This window comes from Pseudomonas tumuqii (assembly GCF_013184545.1).
In the GTDB taxonomy this organism is placed as follows: Bacteria; Pseudomonadota; Gammaproteobacteria; order Pseudomonadales; family Pseudomonadaceae; genus Aquipseudomonas; species Aquipseudomonas tumuqii.
On sequence record NZ_JAAOJA010000002.1, the window covers coordinates 307,343 to 325,362 of the forward strand.

Below are 18,020 nucleotides of genomic sequence, written 5' to 3' on the forward strand. Positions count from 1 at the left end.
TTGGTTTATCCGGGTCATCTTGCTGTGCGGTAACGGCTTTATCAGCGCCAGCTCAGAATCGGCCAGCCGGCCTGTTCGGCATGCTGGCGCAGTACCGGGTCGGGGTTGACCGCGAGGGGCTGGCTGACCAGTTGCAGCAGCGGCAGGTCGTTGCGCGAGTCGGAGTAGAAGTAGGCGCCGTCCAGGCTTTCGCCCTGTTCTTCGAGCCAGGCCTTAAGGCGGGTGACCTTGCCTTCGCGGTAGGTCAGTACGCCCTGGGTGTTACCGCTGTAGCCGCCGTGCTGTAGTTCCAGATCGATGGCCAGTACCTCCTGGATGCCCAGGCGGGCGGCGATGGCGCTGACCAGGAAATGCGCCGAGGCGGAGATCAGCAGAATACGGTCGCCGGCGGCGCGGTGGGTGGCCAGGCAGCGGGTGGCATCGCTGTAGAAGATCGGTTCGATCACCTCCTCGACGAAGGGTTCGACCACATGGGCGACCTCCTCGGCCGTGCGGCCCACCAGAGGGGAGAGGGTAAAGGCCATGTAGTCTTCCATGGCCAGCTCGCCAGCGCTGTACTGGCGCATCAGTTCTTGCTCGCGGGCGATAAAGCTGTCGCCATCGGCCCAGCCGAGCTTGACCATTTCCCGCGCCCACAGACTGGCGCAGTCGCCGCCGATCAGGGTTTCGTCCAGGTCGAAAATTGCCAGTGCCATCAGGCCACCTCACGGATTGCATTGGCATCTATGTTAAGCGCGATACGCTGACCGTTGACGTGCATGTCGTCCGCCGAGCGGTTCAGCACGTCGACCAGCAACTCGACGCCACGGGCCTCGATGCGGTAACGGATGACGTTGCCGAGCAGGCTGTGGCTGCGGATCTGTGCCTCGATGCTGCCCTGGCTGCCAATCTGGATGGCTTCCGGGCGGATGGCGACGCGGCTGCCGATCGGCCGGCCGAGCAGGCGGCTGGCGGTTTCGGCGTCGAGCAGGTTGTAGTTGCCGATAAAGCCGGCGGCGAAGACATCTACCGGGGCGGTGTAGAGGGTCTCGGCGTCGCCACTCTGGACGATCTGTCCGGCGTTCATCAGGAAGATGCGGTCGGACAGCACCAGGGCTTCTTCCTGGTCATGGGTGACGAAAATAGTGGTCAGGCCCAGCTCACGCTGGATCTGCCGGATCTGCTCGCGCAGGTGCTTGCGAATCCGTGCATCCAGCGCCGACAGCGGCTCGTCGAGCAGCAGCAGGCGCGGGCGGGTAACCAGTGAACGGGCCAGGGCCACGCGCTGGCACTGGCCGCCGGAGAGCTGGTGCGGGTAGCGAGCGGCGAAGTCGCCGAGTTCGACCATGGCCAGGGCTTCGCGCACACGCTCGGCGCTTTCCTCCTTGGCGACCTTCTGCATGCGCAGGCCGAAGGCGACGTTCTGTTGCACGGTCATATTGGGGAACAGCGCGTAGCTCTGGAACACCATGCCGATGCCGCGCTTCTGCGGCGCTTGCGGCACCAGGTCTTCGCCATTGAGGAGGATCTGCCCGCCATTGACCTCGGTGAGCCCGGCGATGCAGCGCAGCAGGGTGGATTTGCCGCAGCCCGAGGGGCCGAGCAGGGTGACGAATTCGCCTTTGCCAATCTCGCAGTCGATATCACTGAAGATCGAGGTGGCGCCGTAGCTCTTGTGCAGGCCGCGGAGGCTCAAATAACTCATGACTTGTCCTTGTTCAGGCGGTTGGCGGCCCAGGTGAAGACCAGCACGAAGAAGAAGTAGGAGATCACCAGGGCGCTGTTGAAGTGGCCGCTGCTGTTTTTCATGTTGTTGAGGTAGACCTGCAAGGTTTCATAGCGGGTGCCGACCAGCATGTTGGCGAACACGAACTCGCCGAACAGGAAGCTGAACGAGAGAAACAGCGACACCATCAGGCCCTTGCGCAGGTTCGGCAGCACCACCAGAAACGCCGCCTTCCAGGTGCTGGCGCCGAGCAGGTGGGCGGCGTCCATCAGGTCCGGCAGATTGATCGCCTGCAGGTTGTTGGTGATGGCGCGGTACATGAAGGGCAGGGCGATGGTGAAGTAGCAGCCGATCAGAATCCACGGCGTGCCGGTCATCGCCAGCGGCCCCGAGCCGTACAGTTGCAACAGGCCCACCGAGGACACCACCGGCGGCACGGCGAACGGCAGCAGGATCAGGATATTCATCAGCCCGTCGAGCTTGGGGAAGTGGTAGTGCACCACGAACAGCAGTGGCAGGATCAACAGCACCGACAGCGCCAGGGCGCCGAAACACACCAGCAGCGACTGGCCGAAGGCATCGAGGAAGCGTTGATCGCTCCACAGCTCCAGGTACCACTTGAGGGTCAGGCCGTCGGGCAGGATGCTCGCCGACCAGCTGGTGGACAGCGAATAGAGCAGGGTGCCGGCCAGCGGCGTGAGCAGGATCAGGAACAGCAGCCAGACCACCACGCGGTGGTAGAGCGCGGCGGGCGCACGGTCAGCGAGAGACATGCTGGCTCCTTTTCAGCAGCAGTTGATGGGCCACGGTGATCACCGCCATCAGGCCGACCAGGATCATCGCCAGGGCGCTGGCCAGGTTCGGGTCGAGGGAAATGTCGCCCGAAACCAGGCCGGCGATGCGGATCGGCATCACGTTGAAGTTGCCGGTGGTCAGGTAGTACACGGTGGCGTAGGCGCCCAGGGCGTTGGCCAGGAGGATGACGAAGGTGCCGAGCAGCGCCGGGGTCAGCACCGGCAGGCCGATATGCCGCCAGAAGTCCCAGGTGTTGGCGCCGAGCAGCGCGGCCGATTCGCGCCAATCTTCGCGCAGGGCGTCGAAGGCCGGGTAGAGCAGCAGCACGCCGAGGGGGATCTGGAAGTAGGTGTAGAGCACGATCAGGCCGTTTTTCGAGTAGAGGTTGAAGCTCTCGATCAGGCCGATCTTGATCAGCAGCAGGGTCAGCGCGCCGTTGAAGCCGAGCAGGATGATAAAGGCGAAGGCCAGCGGCACCCCGGCGAAGTTGCTGGTCATGTTGGAGAAGGCCATGACGAAATCGCGTAACTTGGAATCTACCTGATGCAGCGAATAGCTGCCGAGGATCGCAATAGCCATGCCGAACAGGCTCGACCAGAAGGCAATCTGCAGGCTGTGCTTGATCGCCTGCAGGTAGAACTTGGAGCCGAATACCTTGGCGAAATTGGCCAGGCCCCAGCCCTCGGCGCTGTTCAGGCTGTTGATCGCCACCCATACCAGCGGCGCGATCTGGAACACCACGAAGAACAGCGCAAAGGGCAGCAGGCACAGCGCCGCCAGCCATTTGCCCCGGAGCTGCGGCGACAGCCGCGCCCGTGGCTTTGCGATTGGCTGCGCATCGCCGGGTAGCTTGGCGCTTTGTTCGAGTGGCGCGCTCATTTCAATAGTTCTCTGCAAACGGGTTTGTCGTGGGCCACGCCGAGCAGCTCGCAGATGGTGCCGCACAGCTCGGTCTGCTTGGGCTGGGCGTCGCGGTTCAGACTGAAGGCCGAACCCAGTACGAATAGCGGCACTTCGCGCTCTTCGACGAGCAGGCCGTTGTGGCTGCGGTCGTTGTTCATGCCGTGGTCGGCGCTGACCAGCACCTGGTAGCCGGCATCGAGCCAGCCTTGCAGGTAGTCGGCCAGAATGATGTCGGCGACCCGCGCGCTGTTGCGGTACTGCGCGCTGTCGAGGCCGTGCTTGTGGCCGGCGTCGTCGATGTTCATCGGGTGCACCAGGAGGAAATTCGGGCTGTGGCGCCGACGCAGGCTTTCCGCGTCGGCAAACAGGTGGGAATCGGGGTAGTGATCGGCATAGTAGAAATGCCCGTGCTGGATCGGCAGATCGGGGTCGTCGGTATGACGGTCGCGGGCGGCCTCGAAAGGCGCGCGGTTATACAGCTCGCTGACCCAGTGATAAGCCGCGGCGGCGGTGCAGAGGCCGGCGGCGCGGGCGTAGTGAAAGATGCTGCGCTGGTTGGACAGGCGCACCACCTGGTTATGCACCACGCCGCTGTCGATCGGCGCGACGCCGGTGAGGATGCATTCGTACAGCGGACGGGACAGCGACGGCAGCTCGCATTCGAGCTTGTACAGCGCCGCGCGCTCGGCGCCGCAATAGGCCTGCAGGTGCCCCAGCGCATGCCGGGCCACCTCGTAGTTCAGGCCATCCAGTACCACCAGAATGACGTTGTGCTTCATGGGGGTGCATCTTCCTCGCGTTACGGATTGGCATGGAGCTGTGTAGGAGCCCGCTTGCTGGCGATCCGCCGAACTGATGATCGCCAGCAAGCTGGCTCCTACAGGAGGCATCGCTGTGGAGCTGTTACTCCATATTGATGATGACGTTTTCCTGCCATTGCTGCGGCAGGGCCTTGGAGGTGGCTTCCCAGGCGGCGGCATCCTTGATCGGCTGCACCTTGGCGTATTGCTCGTTGGGCAACAGCTTGGCCTGCACCTCGGCCGGCAGGGTCAGGTGCTCGGCGCGGATCGGCCGGGCGTTGCCTTTGGCCAGGTTGATCTGCCCGGCGTCGCTCAAGATATACTCGCGCGCCAGTTTGGCGGCGTTGGGGTTCTTCGCGTACTTGTTGATGATGGTGCTGTAGCCGGAGATCACCGAACCGTCGGACGGGATCAGCACCTCGAAGCGGCTCGGGTCGATCTGGTCGCGATAGGACAGACCGTTGAAGTCCCAGACCACGCCGACTTCCACTTCGCCTTTTTCCAGGGTCTGGATGGTCGGGTTGGCCAGCGACAGGCGGCCTTGTTCGGCGATGGCGGCGAAGTAGTCCAGGCCCGGCTGGATATTCTTCTCGTCGCCGCCGTTGGCGATGGCTGCCGCCAGCACGCCGTTGACCGCTTGCGCCGCGGCGCTGACATCGCCGATGGCGACACGGTATTTGCCGGTCTTCAGGTCGGCCCAGCTTTTTGGCACATCCTTGACCAACTGCTTGTTGACGATAAAGGCGATGGAGCCGGTGTAGGCGAGCATCCAGTGGCCGTCGGCGTCCTTGGCCCAGCTCGGGATCTGTTCCCAGGTGCTCGGTTTGTAGGCTTGGGTAACACCTTGCTGTACCGCGATGGGGCCGAAGGCGGCACCGACGTCACCGATATCGGCGCTGGCGTTGTCCTTCTCGGCGGCGAACTTGGCGATCTCCTGGGCCGAACTCATGTCGGTATCCATGTGCTTGAGGCCGTAGAGTTTCTCCAGGTCGACCCAGGTGTCTTTCCAGTTGGCCCAGCTGTCGGGCATGCCCACGCTGTTCACCGCGCCTTCGGCGCGCGCGGCTTGTTCCAGCGCCTGCAGATCCGTGTCGGCAGCCATGGCCGAGGTCGCCAGGGCGATGGCCGAGCCCATCAATGAAGCCAGCAGCAGTTGTTTCATTGGAAACTCCTTTGCGGTGAGAGTGTTGGTCTAGATCAGCAAGACCCACGCCAATCTAGGCCCGACAAATGACAGTTTTATGATTGTCGGTTCCTGCGGGTGTCCAGGCGCTTTGCCAAGCCCGCGCAGAACAAGCGTAGACCATGGATAAGTGGCTGATTTCGTAGTGTCACACTGTGGTTTTCCGCTGGCATGGGGCGTGCTTGCTAGTCTTCTGTCATCGACTGGTCATCTGGATTGCCTAGTCTTGCAACATATTGATTGCGGTTTAACCCGCAGGCTCATGCCCTGGAATGGGGCTGGACTAGTCCAATAGGGGGAAGTATTGATGCGCGATGAAGCGCCGCGTGCGGTCACCACTATCTGCCGGGCCCTGCAAGAGCAGATCGAGCACGGTCTGTTGGCGTCCGGCAGCCAATTGCCCGCCGAGCGCAAGCTCAGCGAAGTCTTCGACACCACCCGCATCACATTGCGCGAAGCCCTCGGTCAGTTGGAGGCCCAGGGGCTGATCTACCGCGAGGAGCGCCGCGGCTGGTTCGTCTCGCCGGCGCGGATCACCTACAACCCGCTGGTGCGCTCGCACTTCCATGCCATGGTCGGCGAACAGGGGCGGGTACCGGCGACCGAGGTGCTGAGCGCGCGGCTGATGCCGGCCAGCGCAGAAATCTGCCAGATACTGTCGCTGCCGGCGTTATCGAGCGTTTACCAGATCCGCCGTGCGCGGCGCATCGACGGGCGTCTGGTGCTGTATGTCGAGCATTACCTAAATCCGACCTACTTCCCCGGCATTCTCGATTTCGACCTGACGCTGTCGCTGACCGAGCTGTACGCCAGCGAATACGCCATCCATTACGGTCGGGTGCGTTTCGATATGGTGCCCACCGCGCTACACAACGAAGCGGCGGCGGCCCTTAAGGTTGCAGTAGGTAGCCCGGCGCTGCGCATCGTGCGGGTCAACCGCGATCAACATGGCCGCATCATCGATTGTGACCTGGAGTTCTGGCGCCACGACGCCTTGCACGTCAGCGTCGAGGTGCCGGAGTGATCCGGTTATACCGCAACCCGCTGTTGCGCCTGCACCGAGAACTCCAGGGTTTGCCCATCCAGCGGCACCCGTAACTGCTTGCCAAGGCCCTGTTTCTCGGCCGCTTGCAACAGCCCGGCGCGGGTTGTAGGGCAGTGGTCGAGGGCTTCCAGGTGGTTGGCGATGACGATGCCCTGGCTCAATTGCAGCGCCGCGAGGACGTCCGCTTGGCCCATGATGATCTCGCCGCCAATGTCGAAGCAGGCCCCGCCGGCCGGCAGTACGCTGACCTCCGGTGCCAGCTCGGTCAGGCATTGGCGCACCTTGGCGGTGAGCAGGGTGTCGCCGGCTATATGAAGGCTGGGTTCTCCGGGTATCTGGATGAAATAACCGTAACCATGAGCCATCAGGCGGCCGATCCAGCCCTCGCCATGCAGGCAAGGAATCGCCTGGATGCTGCCGTTGAAGAAGGCACCGCCTGCCTGGCTGGGCAGCACCTGTACATTCAGCCGGCGTTTGCGCAGGTAGTCCGCATCCTCCGCCATGCACAGCACGGGGATATCGCCTGCGCGTAGCCAGTGAATGGCGGCGCGGTCGAGGTGGTCGAAATGGCCTTTCTGACAATGGGTGATCAGGCAGTGGGTCACGCGTTGTAGGTGTTCGTCGGCATTGTCCGGCAGTTCGACCAGCGGGTTGCGCCGACGGCGGGCGAGGTACTTGAGAGTTGGCAATTGGCCCTTGGCGGCCAGCATGGGGTCGACCAGCAGACGCACCTCGCCAAACTCGACGATCAGGGTGGCATTACGCAGTTGAGTGATTTTCATGGCGAACTCCGGCATAGGAGTGACCATTGTAAAAATCGCGGCGGGAGATAAAGATGGCGAGGATTGCCATAAATCGGACATTTCATGCCTATCCAGAAAATCGGTCTGTTGCTCTATCCCGGTTGCATGCCTGCGGGCCTGTTCGCCTTCGCCGATCTGCTGGTGGCCGCCAATCGGCGTGTTGGTCAGCAGCTTTTTCAGCTGTGCTGGGTGGGGCTCGATAGCCAACCGGTGGATTGCGCCCAGGGCATGCGCTTGCAGCCGCAAAGCAGCCTGGCGCAGGCGGCTTGCACGGCGGTGCTGATCCCCGGGCTCTGGGCGGATTCGCAGGCGCGGATAGTCCGGGCGTTGGAAGCCAATAGCGGCTTGATACGCGCCCTCGCTCAGTTACCGCGCACGACACAACTGTGGAGCTACTGCACCGGCGTATGCCTGTTGGCGCAGAGCGGGCGTTTGAATGGCGAGCCAGCGACCGCCACCTGGTGGCTGGCGCCGAGCCTGCAACAGCAGTTTCCCAAGGTGGATTGGCTGTTCGAGCGGACCCAGGTTGCCAATCGCCTGAGCATGACGGCATCCGGCGTCAGCGGTTACTTGCCGATTGCCCGCGCGCTGATAGAGCAACAGATGGGCGAGGCGATCTATCGCGATATCGCCAGGCTGATGGTGTTGCCACGGCCTGAACCGGCCACCTCGGTGTTGCGCAGCATCGATTTGATGGAGAACGCCGATCCCTTGTTACGCCGATTGCACCTGTTGGTGGAGCGGTTGCCGGCGCAGCAACTGAGCGTGCAGCGCCTTGCCGACGAACTCGCAGTTAGCGCGCGCACGCTGGCGCGCAAGGTCCAGACGCTGACGGGCAATGCGGTGTCGGATCAGGTGCGCCTGATCAAGCTCAATCAGGCTGGGGAGCGGCTGATCGTGACAAGCGAGTCGATCAGCCGTATCAGCGATGCACTGGGTTACAGCGATGAATCCAGTTTCCGCCGGACCTTCAAGCAGGTCACCAGGATGACCCCGGCGGCCTATCGGCAGCAGTTCAAGCACTAGCAGGTAGTTTTCCAACAGCCTGCTAGCAGTGCTCAGGGCAACTCGGCACTCGCATAGAAGGCGCTCAACACCTTGACCAGGTGCGCCAGGTCGTGGCTGCCGGCCAGTTCGCGGATCGAGTGCATGGCGAAGGTCGGCAGGCCGATGTCGACGGTGCGCACGCCGAGCTGGCTGGCGGTGAGCGGGCCGATGGTCGAGCCGCAAGCCATGTCGCTGCGGGTGACGAAGCTTTGCACCGGCACCTCGTTTTCCAGGCACAGGTGGCGGAAGAAGCCGGCGGTCTCGCTGCTGGTGGCGTAGCGCTGGTTGCTGTTGATCTTGATCACCGGGCCGGCGTTGAGCTTCGGCCCGTGGTTGCCGTCGTGCTTGTCGGCGTAGTTGGGGTGCACGGCGTGGGCGTTGTCGGCGGAGACCAGCAAGGAGCGCTGGATGCTGCGCACGAATCCGTCGCCTTCCGGCAGCACGCGGCGCAGCACCTGTTCGAGCATCGGCCCATCGGCGCCACAGGCCGAGCTGGAGCCGACCTCCTCGTGGTCGGTGCACACCAGTACGCAGCTTTCCGCGTCCGGCGCGGCCAGCAGCGCCTGCAGCCCGGCGTAGCAGGACAGCAGATTGTCCAGGCGCGCGCCGGCGATGAAGTCGCCGTTCAGGCCGATCACCGCGGCGGCCTGGGTGTCGTAGAAGCTCAGCTCGAAGTCGAGCACCGCGTCGGCGTTGAAGTCGTGTTCGCGGGCCAGTTGCTCGGCCAGCAGCGCGCGGAAATCCGCTGCCTCGGTGCCGGCCAGCTGGGCCAGGATCGGCGGCAGTTCGTTCTGCGCATTGATCGGCCAGCCCTGGTTGGCCTCGCGGTTGAGGTGGATGGCCAGGTTGGGGATCACTGCAATCGGCAGCTGGAAATCGATCAGCTGGCTTTCCACCTTGGCGTCTCGGCGGTAGGTCACTCGCCCGGCCAGCGACAGGTCGCGGTCGAACCAGGGGGCGAACAGGGCGCCGCCGTAGACTTCCACGCCGAGCTGGAAGAAGCCCTGGCGCTGCAGCTCAGGCTGCGGCTTGACCCGCAGGCAGGGGCTGTCGGTATGGGCGCCGACCAGGCGCAGGCCACCTTCCAACGGCGAACGCTGGCCCAGCTTGAAGGCGATCAGCGAGGAGTCGTTGCGGGTCACGTAATAGCGGCCGCCGGCGGCGGTATGCCAGGGCGCGCGCTCGTCGAGCTGTTGAAAACCCGCGGTTTCGAGGCGCTTGGCCAAACTGGCGGTGGCGTGGAAGGGGGTGGGCGAGGCCTTGAGAAAGTCGATCAGGCCTTGATTGAGTTCTTCGCGCATGGGGCACTCCTGGCGGCAATGCCCGGAGTTTATCGGAATTGGCCGGCGCATTGGGCCGCGCGCTTCGATAGATCAGGCCGGGATGGCGACCAGGCTGAGCAGATGGCCGTCGAACTCGGTGAACTGCCCATCCAGTTCGCTGCCCGCCGGCCAGTCGCCGCTCAGGTCGATCAGCAGGCGCAGGCGCGCGCTGCCGTCGGTGTGGCAGCTCAGCAGCTCGGCGTCCTGGAAGTAGAAGCGCTGCAATACCAGGGGGTAGAGCGCCTTGAACAGGCTTTCCTTGAACGAGAAGCTCAGGCTGATGCGCCAGGCCTGTTGCTCGGGTGCCAGGTCCTGCAACTGCTGCAGTTCGCCGGGGGTGAGGATTTCTCCGGCCAGGCGTTCGGCGCGCGCTGGCGCCAGCCTACGCTCCACATCGAGGCCGAGGCCGCGCCAGGCGCTGGCGTGCGCAACCATGGCGGCGGCCCAGCCGTTGCCGTGGGTAATCGAGCCGCTGACCTCGGCAGGCCACTGCGGTGCACGGTCGGCACCGACCGCCGGTACCGCGGCCGTGCCGGTCACCCGGCGCAGGGCTTCGCGCGCGCACAGGCGGCCGGCGAGGTATTCGGTCTGGCGTTTGGCCACGCCGTTGACGGTGGCGATGCCGCAGCGGTCGAAGTCCCCGGAGGCGAGCCGGGTGGCATCGAAACGCGTGCTGATCAGTTGCACGCCGGGCAGTGCCCGGGGCAGCGGCCAGTGATCGCTCAGCGCGGTGCAGCAGGGGGGCAGGTAGAGGTCGCTCATGCCGGCATTCTGCCGGTTGCCGCGGCGGCCTGCCAGCAGCAGGCACGGTTACATTTCTTTGCACAGCGACAACAAAGCTAAACCCATGGGGCGGTGGATCTTTGTCAGACTAGCGGCCGCGTTGCTTCGGGAACGCAGGTGAGGTTGTTGTTGCGCGTGGTGCGAGCCGGGTGCGACTTTTCTCTGAGAATGAGTGCGGGAGCCCGATTGGGCTCCCGTTTTTTTTAGTGTCCGCGACAAACTGTCATCTTGTATTCATCTGTGCCCTTTAGCTTGATTGGCATGTGCATTTATCGGCCACAGCGTCAAGCGGGAGGAACCACCAATGGATGACTATCAAGAAGAGCTGCTCGAGTCCCGTGCCTTTGACCAGGACGACGCCGAGCCGGTTGAAGACGCCACCGAGATTTGAATCCCGCTCGTCCGTCACAGGTCGTTAGCCGGCCCGGCGTTGGGCGCGGCGGAATTCGCCCGGAGTCTGCTGGTTCCAGCGTTTGAAGGCGCGCTGGAAGGCTTCGGCCGAGGCGAAGCCGAGCAGGTAGGCGATTTCGCCGAAGGCCAGCTCGGTGTCGCGGATATAGGCCATGGCCAGGTCGCGGCGGGTTTCGTTGAGGATGCTGCGGAATTGCGTGCCTTCCTCGGCCAGCTTGCGCCGCAGGGTCCAGGTCGGCAACTGCAGGCTCGCGGCGACTTCCTGCAGGTCCGGCTCGCGGCCGTGCAGCAGTGGTCCGAGCATGCGAGTGATACGCTCGCGTAGGCTGCGGGTGCGGGTCAGGTGCTCGAGTTCTCGTTCGCAGATTGCCAGCAGCTGGTGCCAGGTGCTCGGGCAGTGCTCGGGATTGCGCAGGTTGAGCGTACTCTGCTGCAGGCGCAGTTGATTGTATTCGGCAGCGAACTCCACGGGGCAGTCGAACAGCTCGCCGTACTGCGCGCCGTAAGCGGGCGCGGGAAACTCGATCTGGATTTTTTCCACGCGCAGGCGTTGCCTGGCCAGGTTGCCCAGTTGCTGGGTCCAGCCGGCCAGCACCGAGTCGACCACGAAACGGTTGTAGGCGTTGTACGGGCTGATCGAATAGAAGCGCAACCAGGCGCCGCGGGCATCTTCGTGCAGGCTGGACTGGCCGCGGTAGTTGGAGGCATACAGCGGCTCGAAGCGGATCAGGGCGCGGGCCGCTTCGCGCACGGTGGGCGCCTGGGCCGCGGTGACGCCGGCCAGGCCGACCTGGCTCAGGCGGCTCAGGCGACCCATCAGCAGGCCGAGGCCGGGCTCGCCGGTCAGTTGGATCGCGGCGTGACCCAGGCGCATGTAGCGCGGGATCGACAGCCGTGCGCCGGGTTCGCCCAGGCGTGCGGCATCCAGGCCGAACTGCTCGAGCAGCGGCAGCGGATCCCGTCCAAGGTGCTGCACGGCGTCGGCCAGGCTGTGAATGAAGCCGACCGAGAGGTCGCCGAGGCGCACCCGTTGCGCTTTCACTCGGCGCTGATCCAGAGGTTCAGCAGGTGGCTGCCCGGCGCCTGGCTGGCTTGCTCGACCTCGCGGGGGATCAGCAGGATGTCCCGCGAGGCGCCACCAATCGGCCAGTCCAGCTTGCCGCGCAGAAACAGCGCCGGGCTGCTCAGGTCGCCGTCGATCAGATGCACCCTGCTCTGCGGATAGCCGGGGCGCCAGTCGCGCTCGACCCGGTAAGCCACTGCGCCGACGCTGAGGCGTTGCGCCGGGGTGGCATCGGCTCGCCAGGGCCAGGGCTCGAGGTGCGGACTGCCCTGGATCTCGCCTTGCGGGGAAAACACCAGGCTGAGGTTGCGCAGCGGGCCTGCGCCGCTGTGCAGGCGGCCATCTTCCACGCGCGGTTCGGGCAACAGGATGGAGCCGGCCAGCAGGGTGACCTGGTACTCGCGGGCGAGTCCGCCGAACAGTTGCTGGTAGTCCTCGGCCATCTGCTCGGCTTTCATCCGCAGCAGGGCTTCGTCCAGGCGCTCGGCATCCAGATTCAGCAGCAGCGCCTCGATGGCCAGCAGCGGGTTGCCGAGCAGCAGCCAGTCGCGCACTTCCTGACGGCTGCGGGCCTGATAGAACTCGACCTTCTCGCCACGCGCCAGCAGCCAGGTGCCGATATGCTCGGGCAGCGCCACCAGGGTGCCGGGGCCGAGCAGGCCGGCATCCCGGGCGTTATCCAGCGCGGCGGCGAGCTTCAGGCGCAGATGGGCCGGGCTCTGGTAATCCATGGGATAGAGTTGCGGGCGGATCAGCAGCAGGTTGCCACGCGTATGCGCCGGCGCCGGCTCGCTGCTGATCGAGCTGCGCAGGTCGGACAGGTAATGGGCGGCCGGGCGCCGTTCGGCCCAGATCAGAAAGGCAACCAGGCAGCTGCCGGCGAGCAGGGCGATCAGGAGTATCGAGAGTTTGCGCTTCATGGCTGCAGGGTAGGTTGTCGGGTGGGTGCTTGCCAAGGGCTGGCGTTAATTTTGATCATCAAGTTGTGATTTTGGGTCATTGAGGCACCGTGGCCAGCTGATTATTGTCTAGCCCATACCGATCGTGGTCCAGTTGAGACCGCGGCATTCCGTGAAATGCACACGTTCGCTGTGGAGACCTCCATGACTGCTCAGTACCCGCACCTGCTCGCCCCGCTGGATTTGGGCTTCACCACCCTGCGCAACCGCACCCTGATGGGCTCGATGCACACGGGCCTGGAGGAGAAGCCGGGTGGCTTCGAGCGCATGGCCGCCTATTTTGCCGAGCGTGCACGGGGTGGCGTCGGCCTGATGGTCACCGGCGGTATCGGGCCGAACGAGGAGGGCGGGGTGTATGCCGGGGCGGCCAAGCTGACCACCGTCGAAGAGGCGCAAAAACACCAGGTCGTGACCCAGGCGGTACACGAAGCGGGCGGCAAGATCTGCATGCAGATCCTGCATGCCGGGCGCTATGCCTACAGCCCCAAGTCGGTGGCGCCGAGCGCGATCCAGGCGCCAATCAACCCGTTCAAGCCGAAAGAACTGGATGAAGACGGCATCGAGAAGCAGATCCAGGACTTCGTCACCTGCTCGCTGCTGGCCCAGCAGGCCGAGTACGACGGCGTCGAGATCATGGGTTCGGAAGGCTACTTCATCAACCAGTTCCTCGCTGCCCACACCAACCAGCGCAGCGACCGCTGGGGCGGCAGCTACGCCAACCGCATGCGCCTGCCGGTGGAGATCGTTCGTCGCGTGCGCGAGGCGGTGGGGCCGAACTTCATCATCATCTATCGCCTGTCGATGCTCGATCTGGTCGAGGGCGGCAGCAGCTGGGACGAGATCGTGCTGCTGGCCAAGGCCATCGAGCGGGCCGGCGCGACCATCATCAACACCGGCATCGGCTGGCACGAGGCGCGCATTCCGACCATCGCCACCAAGGTGCCGCGCGCGGCCTTCACCAAGGTCACCGCCAAGCTGCGTGGCGAAGTGCAGATCCCGCTGATCACCACCAACCGCATCAATACCCCGGAAATCGCCGAGCAGGTGCTGGCCGAAGGCGACGCCGACATGGTCTCCATGGCCCGTCCGTTCCTTGCCGACCCGGAGTTCGTCAACAAGGCCGCCGCCGGCAGGGCGGATGAGATCAACACCTGCATCGGCTGCAACCAGGCCTGCCTGGATCACACCTTCGGCGGCAAGTTGACCAGTTGCCTGGTCAACCCGCGCGCCTGTCACGAGACCGAGCTCAATTACATCCCCACCACCCAGGTGAAGAAGATCGCCGTGGTCGGTGCTGGCCCGGCTGGCCTGGCTGCCGCCACCGTCGCCGCCGAGCGTGGCCACAGCGTGACCCTGTTCGACGCAGGCAACGAGATCGGCGGTCAGTTCAACGTAGCCAAGCGGGTGCCGGGCAAGGAGGAATTCTTCGAAACCCTGCGCTACTTCAAGCGCAAGCTGCAGACCACCGGCGTGGAGCTGTGCCTGAATACCCGGGTCAGTGCCGAGGAATTGGCCAGGGGCGGCTTCGACGAGGTGATCCTGGCCACCGGTATCACCCCGCGCACGCCGGGCATTCCGGGCGTTGAGCACCCCAAGGTGATCGGCTACCTGGATGCGATTCTCGAGCGCAAGCCGGTTGGTCAGCGGGTCGCCGTGATCGGTGCCGGCGGTATTGGCTTCGACGTCTGCGAATTCATCACTCACCAGGGCGAGGCCAGCAGCCTCGATCGCGAGGCATTCTGGAAGGAGTGGGGCATCGACACCCGGTTGGAAGCCCGCGGCGGCGTCGCCGGGATCCAGGCCGCACCCCATGCCCCGGCGCGCCAGGTGTTCCTGCTGCAACGGAAGAAGTCCAAGGTCGGCGACGGCCTGGGCAAGACCACAGGCTGGATTCACCGCGCCGGCCTGAAGAACAAGCACGTGCAGATGCTCAATGCGGTCGAGTACCTCAAGGTCGACGATGAGGGGTTGCACATCCGTATCGGCGAGGGTGAGCCGCAGGTGCTGGCGGTGGATACCGTGATCCTGTGCGCCGGTCAGGATCCGCTGCGCGAGTTGCAGGACGGGCTGGTCGCGACCGGGCAACGCGTGCACCTGATTGGCGGCGCCGATGTGGCTAGCGAGCTGGACGCCAAGCGGGCGATCGATCAGGGTTCGCGTCTGGCGGCGCAGCTATGACGGGCGCGCCGAACACGACTGCAGCGCTGGCAGTGCAACCGGCGGTGGCCGAGGCACTGGATAAATGGCACGCAATGATTGCCTCCGGTGATCTGCGTGGGTTGCCGGCGCTGCTGCATCCGCAGGCGGTATTCCGCTCGCCCATGGCCTTCAAGCCCTATCTGGGCGCTCCGCTGGTGAGCTTGATTCTCGGCACGGTAGTCAAGGTCTTCGAAGACTTCCATTACCATCGCCAACTGGTCAGCGTCGATGGCCTCGATGTGGTGCTGGAGTTCGCGGCCAAGGTGGCTGGACGCGAGCTCAAGGGTATCGATATGATCCGCTTCGATGAGCAGGGGAAGATCGTCGAGTTCGAGGTGATGATCCGGCCAATGAGCGGCTTGCAAGTGTTGGGCGATGAAATGGCCAGACGTTTGGCGCCGTTGCTGTCCGGTCAAACGTCTTAACCGATTGCACCAAACCCATCACATTTTCGCTCTGTCGCCGGCTCGTTCGAGCGTGGCGGCCGAGTGACTGCCAACCCAGTCACATTGCCGCTATCGGCTTTTCCCCTAGACTTGCCTGAACAAAGGAATGACGGCTGTAGTGCGGGCTTCCTCTTCGCTGTGGGGTATCTCGCTGAACCGTGGCAGACGGTTGTGAGCAGAGCGTTCGTATGATCGCTCGTTTCCTGCGTTAGCTGATTCCACCGTATTGGCCTAGAGGGAAACCGATGAGCATGCAGAACAAGCCGCAGATGGTTGAGGCCGTGATGTTCTTCAGTGAACGCGGTGGCGTCTGCAAGCAGATGTTCTTTGCCGAGTTCGAGGCCTTGCTCGATGGCGTGGTCAACATGCCGGAGTTCGCCGATCAGCAGATGCGCATTGCCTATGTGGCGATCAATCCGCGCCTGTTGATCCGGGCGGCGGTGTTCTTCTATCTGGACTTCGACGAGAAAGGCGCGCCGGACTCGGGCTGGAATATTCCCCTGCAGCACCTGTCCGAGCGTGCCGGCCGTGGCCCCGACCTCGGTGCCGGGCCGATTCGGCTGGCCTGCCGCAGTCAGTGCCCGGTGTCCTGGCACCAGATGCATCTGTGGGATCCGAACCTGGCCCCTGGACACAATGACCTGGTATTGCTGCGTGATGCCGTCAAGCGCAACAACCTGGGCTTGCTGGTCGAGGACGACAGCACCCAGGCGGTTGCTCCCGAGCGCTTGCACATGGCGTCGGAAGACAAGTGGTATGCGCCCGATGCGGCCGCGGACATGGCCGGTAAAGTCGCCGAGACGATGGATCAGCAACACCGCCTGAAGACCGCGCAACTGATCAAGCAGCAGCGCTTGCGCATCAGCAGTCTGAGCCAGCAACACGAAGAGGAAGTGGCCAAGCTCAAGTTGGCCCATGAACAGCAGGGCAAGAGTCTTCAGGCGCAGGCGAGCGAGTTGCGTCAGGCATTGCGCCAGCAACAGGAGTTGAATGCCACCCTCAAGGCGCAATTGGCCGCTCAGGCGGCCAGCATGCAGTCGTTCCGCGAGGAAATGACCGAGCAGATGCGCGAGCTGGAGCGTCATGATCGGACCGAAAGCGAGATTCTGCGCGTCCAGTTCGAGAATGAACTGCAAGCCAAGATCGCCTCGGCGGTGGCCGAGTACAAGGAGCAAGTCGCCATTCGCGATGTCGAACTTGCCTACCGCAATGAACAGGACGCGCAGTTGCACGAGGAAGTCGAGCGGCTCAAGCATGAGCGCGACGAACTGGCCGGCCAGGGTGGCGAGCAGATTCTCGAGCGCTTGGCCTCGCTCGGTGTGGTCTTCGTGGTCTATCACCCTGGCGCCGGGCACCTGACCATTCCCTTGCAGGACATCGGCAGTTATCGGGCCAATCCCATGGCCTATGCCGCGGCCAAGTGTTTCGTTTCCGAAGTGCAGTACCGCCAGTGGCTGGCGCACTACCAGCAACCGAATTGCGAGGCGGCGCTGCCCAGCGGTCAGCGCTGCGCCATTCCGATCGACCGGGTCGACACCCCGAGCCGTTTCACCGTCGGCAACTCCAACTGCTGCGAGCGGCACAAGGCTGGTAGCCGCTTGCGCACAGTCGGTTAAGACTTGCCGCTGGTTGACCCCGATTGGGCGCCGAGGGCGCCGCTCGAGCCGTTGCGCCTGGATTGGCTGGCGGCGGCCGAGGTCGAACTGGCGGTGTTACGCCTGGATCTGATCGATCCGCTGATCAGCGGCAACAAATGGTTCAAGCTGGCGCCCTACCTGCAAGCGGCCTGCGCTGTCGGCGCCGAGGGGCTGATCAGTCTTGGCGGCGCCCATTCCAATCACCTGCATGCACTGGCCGCTGCGGGCAAGCGCTTCGACTTTCCCACGGTTGGTTTGCTCCGCGGCACGCCGCAGGACACGCCTACCGTGCGCGATCTGCAGCGCTTCGGCATGCAGCTGCACTGGCTCGGTTATGGCGGTTATCGTGCCCGCCATCAGGCGGATTTTTGGGGCCCGTGGCGTGAGCGCTACCGCAACCTGCATCCGGTGCCCGAGGGCGGCGGCGGTTTGCCGGGGGCCATGGGCTGTAGCGGGCTGGTGAGTCAGGTGCAGGAACAACTGGGCGCGCTCGGTTGGGTGGATTATCACGGCTGGTGGCTGGCTGCGGGCACGGGAACGACCCTGGCGGGGCTGGTGCTGGGCGAAGCGGGCGCTCATCCGGTCTACGGCGCGGTGGCGGTGCCGGACGATCATGGCGTGGCGCACCAGGTGCGGGCGATTCTCGATGAGGCGCAGGCACCGGATTGCACCTACCAGTTGCTGGATGCCAGCCGCGGCGGTTTTGCCAAGGTCGATGCGGCGCTGCTGGAGTTTCTCCTGGCCAGCGAAGCGGCCAGTGGGCTGGCGCTGGAACCGCTGTATACGGCCAAGGCGCTAATGGCGTTGCGTCAGCGCGTCGAGGCCGGTTACTTTGAGCGCGGCAGTCGCCTGGTGTTCGTGCATACCGGCGGCTTGCAGGGACGCGCCGCGGCGTTGCGCCAGTATGAACGGTTGTGAA

At 64.3% G+C, this 18,020-nt stretch carries 17 protein-coding genes; 6 read left to right on the top strand and 11 right to left on the bottom strand.

Going from position 1 to position 18,020, the window contains the following annotated elements; all coding sequences use genetic code 11:
• Positions 1-41: 41 nt before the first annotated feature.
• The 6 genes from G9C89_RS05310 to G9C89_RS05335 form a co-directional block, all read right to left on the bottom strand.
• Entirely contained in the window at positions 42-695 is a 654-nt protein-coding gene (locus tag G9C89_RS05310) for an HAD family hydrolase (protein WP_172145740.1), read from the bottom strand.
• Positions 695-1,684 (bottom strand): ABC transporter ATP-binding protein, encoded by a 990-nt coding sequence (locus G9C89_RS05315; RefSeq protein WP_172145743.1) that lies wholly within the window; start codon positions 1,682-1,684, stop codon positions 695-697. Before G9C89_RS05315 ends, G9C89_RS05310 begins: the two co-directional genes overlap by 1 nt.
• A complete protein-coding gene (locus tag G9C89_RS05320) occupies positions 1,681-2,478 on the bottom strand; it encodes an ABC transporter permease (RefSeq protein WP_172145746.1) in 798 nt (265 codons plus the stop codon). The genes G9C89_RS05315 and G9C89_RS05320 overlap by 4 nt, the downstream gene beginning before the upstream one ends.
• Complete coding sequence (locus G9C89_RS05325; RefSeq protein ID WP_172145748.1) at positions 2,465-3,379, bottom strand: ABC transporter permease; 915 nt, start codon at positions 3,377-3,379, stop codon at positions 2,465-2,467. The genes G9C89_RS05320 and G9C89_RS05325 overlap by 14 nt, the downstream gene beginning before the upstream one ends.
• Positions 3,376-4,182 (bottom strand): alkaline phosphatase family protein, encoded by an 807-nt coding sequence (locus tag G9C89_RS05330; protein WP_172145750.1) that lies wholly within the window; start codon positions 4,180-4,182, stop codon positions 3,376-3,378. Before G9C89_RS05330 ends, G9C89_RS05325 begins: the two co-directional genes overlap by 4 nt.
• A gap of 124 nt (positions 4,183-4,306) precedes the next feature.
• Positions 4,307-5,365: an ABC transporter substrate-binding protein gene (locus G9C89_RS05335; protein ID WP_172145752.1), complete on the bottom strand. Its 1,059-nt coding sequence runs from the start codon at positions 5,363-5,365 to the stop codon at positions 4,307-4,309.
• Positions 5,366-5,693: 328 nt separating this feature from the next.
• Here G9C89_RS05335 and G9C89_RS05340 point away from each other — a divergent pair, with 328 nt between their 5' ends.
• Positions 5,694-6,410 (top strand): UTRA domain-containing protein, encoded by a 717-nt coding sequence (locus tag G9C89_RS05340; RefSeq protein ID WP_172145754.1) that lies wholly within the window; start codon positions 5,694-5,696, stop codon positions 6,408-6,410.
• A 5-nt stretch (positions 6,411-6,415) separates the two neighbouring features.
• Here the strand turns inward: G9C89_RS05340 and G9C89_RS05345 are convergent, their stop codons facing one another.
• Positions 6,416-7,213, bottom strand: coding sequence for an MBL fold metallo-hydrolase (locus G9C89_RS05345; protein ID WP_172145756.1), 798 nt, complete (start codon positions 7,211-7,213; stop codon positions 6,416-6,418).
• Positions 7,214-7,297: 84 nt separating this feature from the next.
• On the opposite strand from G9C89_RS05345, the gene G9C89_RS05350 reads away from it, so the two are divergent.
• On the top strand, positions 7,298-8,260 hold the full coding sequence (locus G9C89_RS05350) for a GlxA family transcriptional regulator (RefSeq protein WP_256674112.1): 963 nt from the start codon (positions 7,298-7,300) through the stop codon (positions 8,258-8,260).
• A 32-nt stretch (positions 8,261-8,292) separates the two neighbouring features.
• Here G9C89_RS05350 and G9C89_RS05355 read toward each other — a convergent pair whose 3' ends face one another.
• The 4 genes from G9C89_RS05355 to G9C89_RS05370 all read right to left on the bottom strand — a co-directional run bounded on the left by G9C89_RS05355 (position 8,293) and on the right by G9C89_RS05370 (position 12,780).
• Positions 8,293-9,582, bottom strand: coding sequence for a M18 family aminopeptidase (locus G9C89_RS05355; protein ID WP_172145758.1), 1,290 nt, complete (start codon positions 9,580-9,582; stop codon positions 8,293-8,295).
• A 72-nt stretch (positions 9,583-9,654) separates the two neighbouring features.
• Positions 9,655-10,365 carry a 4'-phosphopantetheinyl transferase family protein gene (locus G9C89_RS05360; protein ID WP_172145760.1) on the bottom strand — a complete coding sequence of 237 codons (711 nt, stop codon included), beginning with the start codon at positions 10,363-10,365 and terminating at the stop codon, positions 9,655-9,657.
• 436 nt (positions 10,366-10,801) lie between these two features.
• Positions 10,802-11,839, bottom strand: a complete 1,038-nt coding sequence (locus G9C89_RS05365) for an AraC family transcriptional regulator (protein WP_172145762.1) — start codon at positions 11,837-11,839, stop codon at positions 10,802-10,804.
• Positions 11,836-12,780 (bottom strand): hydrolase, encoded by a 945-nt coding sequence (locus tag G9C89_RS05370; RefSeq protein WP_172145764.1) that lies wholly within the window; start codon positions 12,778-12,780, stop codon positions 11,836-11,838. The genes G9C89_RS05365 and G9C89_RS05370 overlap by 4 nt, the downstream gene beginning before the upstream one ends.
• A gap of 183 nt (positions 12,781-12,963) precedes the next feature.
• On the opposite strand from G9C89_RS05370, the gene G9C89_RS05375 reads away from it, so the two are divergent.
• The 4 genes from G9C89_RS05375 (at position 12,964) to G9C89_RS05390 (ending at position 18,019) form a co-directional block, all read left to right on the top strand.
• Positions 12,964-14,997, top strand: coding sequence for an NADPH-dependent 2,4-dienoyl-CoA reductase (locus G9C89_RS05375; protein WP_172145767.1), 2,034 nt, complete (start codon positions 12,964-12,966; stop codon positions 14,995-14,997).
• A complete protein-coding gene (locus tag G9C89_RS05380) occupies positions 14,994-15,443 on the top strand; it encodes a nuclear transport factor 2 family protein (RefSeq protein WP_172145770.1) in 450 nt (149 codons plus the stop codon). The genes G9C89_RS05375 and G9C89_RS05380 overlap by 4 nt, the downstream gene beginning before the upstream one ends.
• Positions 15,444-15,709: 266 nt before the next feature.
• Complete coding sequence (locus tag G9C89_RS05385) at positions 15,710-17,080, top strand: chromosome partitioning protein ParA (protein ID WP_172145773.1); 1,371 nt, start codon at positions 15,710-15,712, stop codon at positions 17,078-17,080.
• A 3-nt stretch (positions 17,081-17,083) separates the two neighbouring features.
• A complete protein-coding gene (locus tag G9C89_RS05390; protein WP_390623767.1) occupies positions 17,084-18,019 on the top strand; it encodes a 1-aminocyclopropane-1-carboxylate deaminase/D-cysteine desulfhydrase in 936 nt (311 codons plus the stop codon).
• Position 18,020: the final 1 nt, after the last annotated feature.

Excerpts from the sequence above, each read along its gene's own strand:
- G9C89_RS05310 (WP_172145740.1), bottom strand. The coding sequence starts at position 695 with ATGGCACTGGCAATTTTCGACCTGGACGAAACCCTGATCGGCGGCGAC.
- G9C89_RS05315 (WP_172145743.1), bottom strand. The coding sequence starts at position 1,684 with ATGAGTTATTTGAGCCTCCGCGGCCTGCACAAGAGCTACGGCGCCACC.
- G9C89_RS05320 (WP_172145746.1), bottom strand. The coding sequence starts at position 2,478 with ATGTCTCTCGCTGACCGTGCGCCCGCCGCGCTCTACCACCGCGTGGTG.
- G9C89_RS05325 (WP_172145748.1), bottom strand. The coding sequence starts at position 3,379 with ATGAGCGCGCCACTCGAACAAAGCGCCAAGCTACCCGGCGATGCGCAG.
- G9C89_RS05330 (WP_172145750.1), bottom strand. The coding sequence starts at position 4,182 with ATGAAGCACAACGTCATTCTGGTGGTACTGGATGGCCTGAACTACGAG.
- G9C89_RS05335 (WP_172145752.1), bottom strand. The coding sequence starts at position 5,365 with ATGAAACAACTGCTGCTGGCTTCATTGATGGGCTCGGCCATCGCCCTG.
- G9C89_RS05340 (WP_172145754.1), top strand. The coding sequence starts at position 5,694 with ATGCGCGATGAAGCGCCGCGTGCGGTCACCACTATCTGCCGGGCCCTG.
- G9C89_RS05345 (WP_172145756.1), bottom strand. The coding sequence starts at position 7,213 with ATGAAAATCACTCAACTGCGTAATGCCACCCTGATCGTCGAGTTTGGC.
- G9C89_RS05350 (WP_256674112.1), top strand. The coding sequence starts at position 7,298 with ATGCCTATCCAGAAAATCGGTCTGTTGCTCTATCCCGGTTGCATGCCT.
- G9C89_RS05355 (WP_172145758.1), bottom strand. The coding sequence starts at position 9,582 with ATGCGCGAAGAACTCAATCAAGGCCTGATCGACTTTCTCAAGGCCTCG.
- G9C89_RS05360 (WP_172145760.1), bottom strand. The coding sequence starts at position 10,365 with ATGAGCGACCTCTACCTGCCCCCCTGCTGCACCGCGCTGAGCGATCAC.
- G9C89_RS05370 (WP_172145764.1), bottom strand. The coding sequence starts at position 12,780 with ATGAAGCGCAAACTCTCGATACTCCTGATCGCCCTGCTCGCCGGCAGC.
- G9C89_RS05375 (WP_172145767.1), top strand. The coding sequence starts at position 12,964 with ATGACTGCTCAGTACCCGCACCTGCTCGCCCCGCTGGATTTGGGCTTC.
- G9C89_RS05380 (WP_172145770.1), top strand. The coding sequence starts at position 14,994 with ATGACGGGCGCGCCGAACACGACTGCAGCGCTGGCAGTGCAACCGGCG.
- G9C89_RS05385 (WP_172145773.1), top strand. The coding sequence starts at position 15,710 with ATGAGCATGCAGAACAAGCCGCAGATGGTTGAGGCCGTGATGTTCTTC.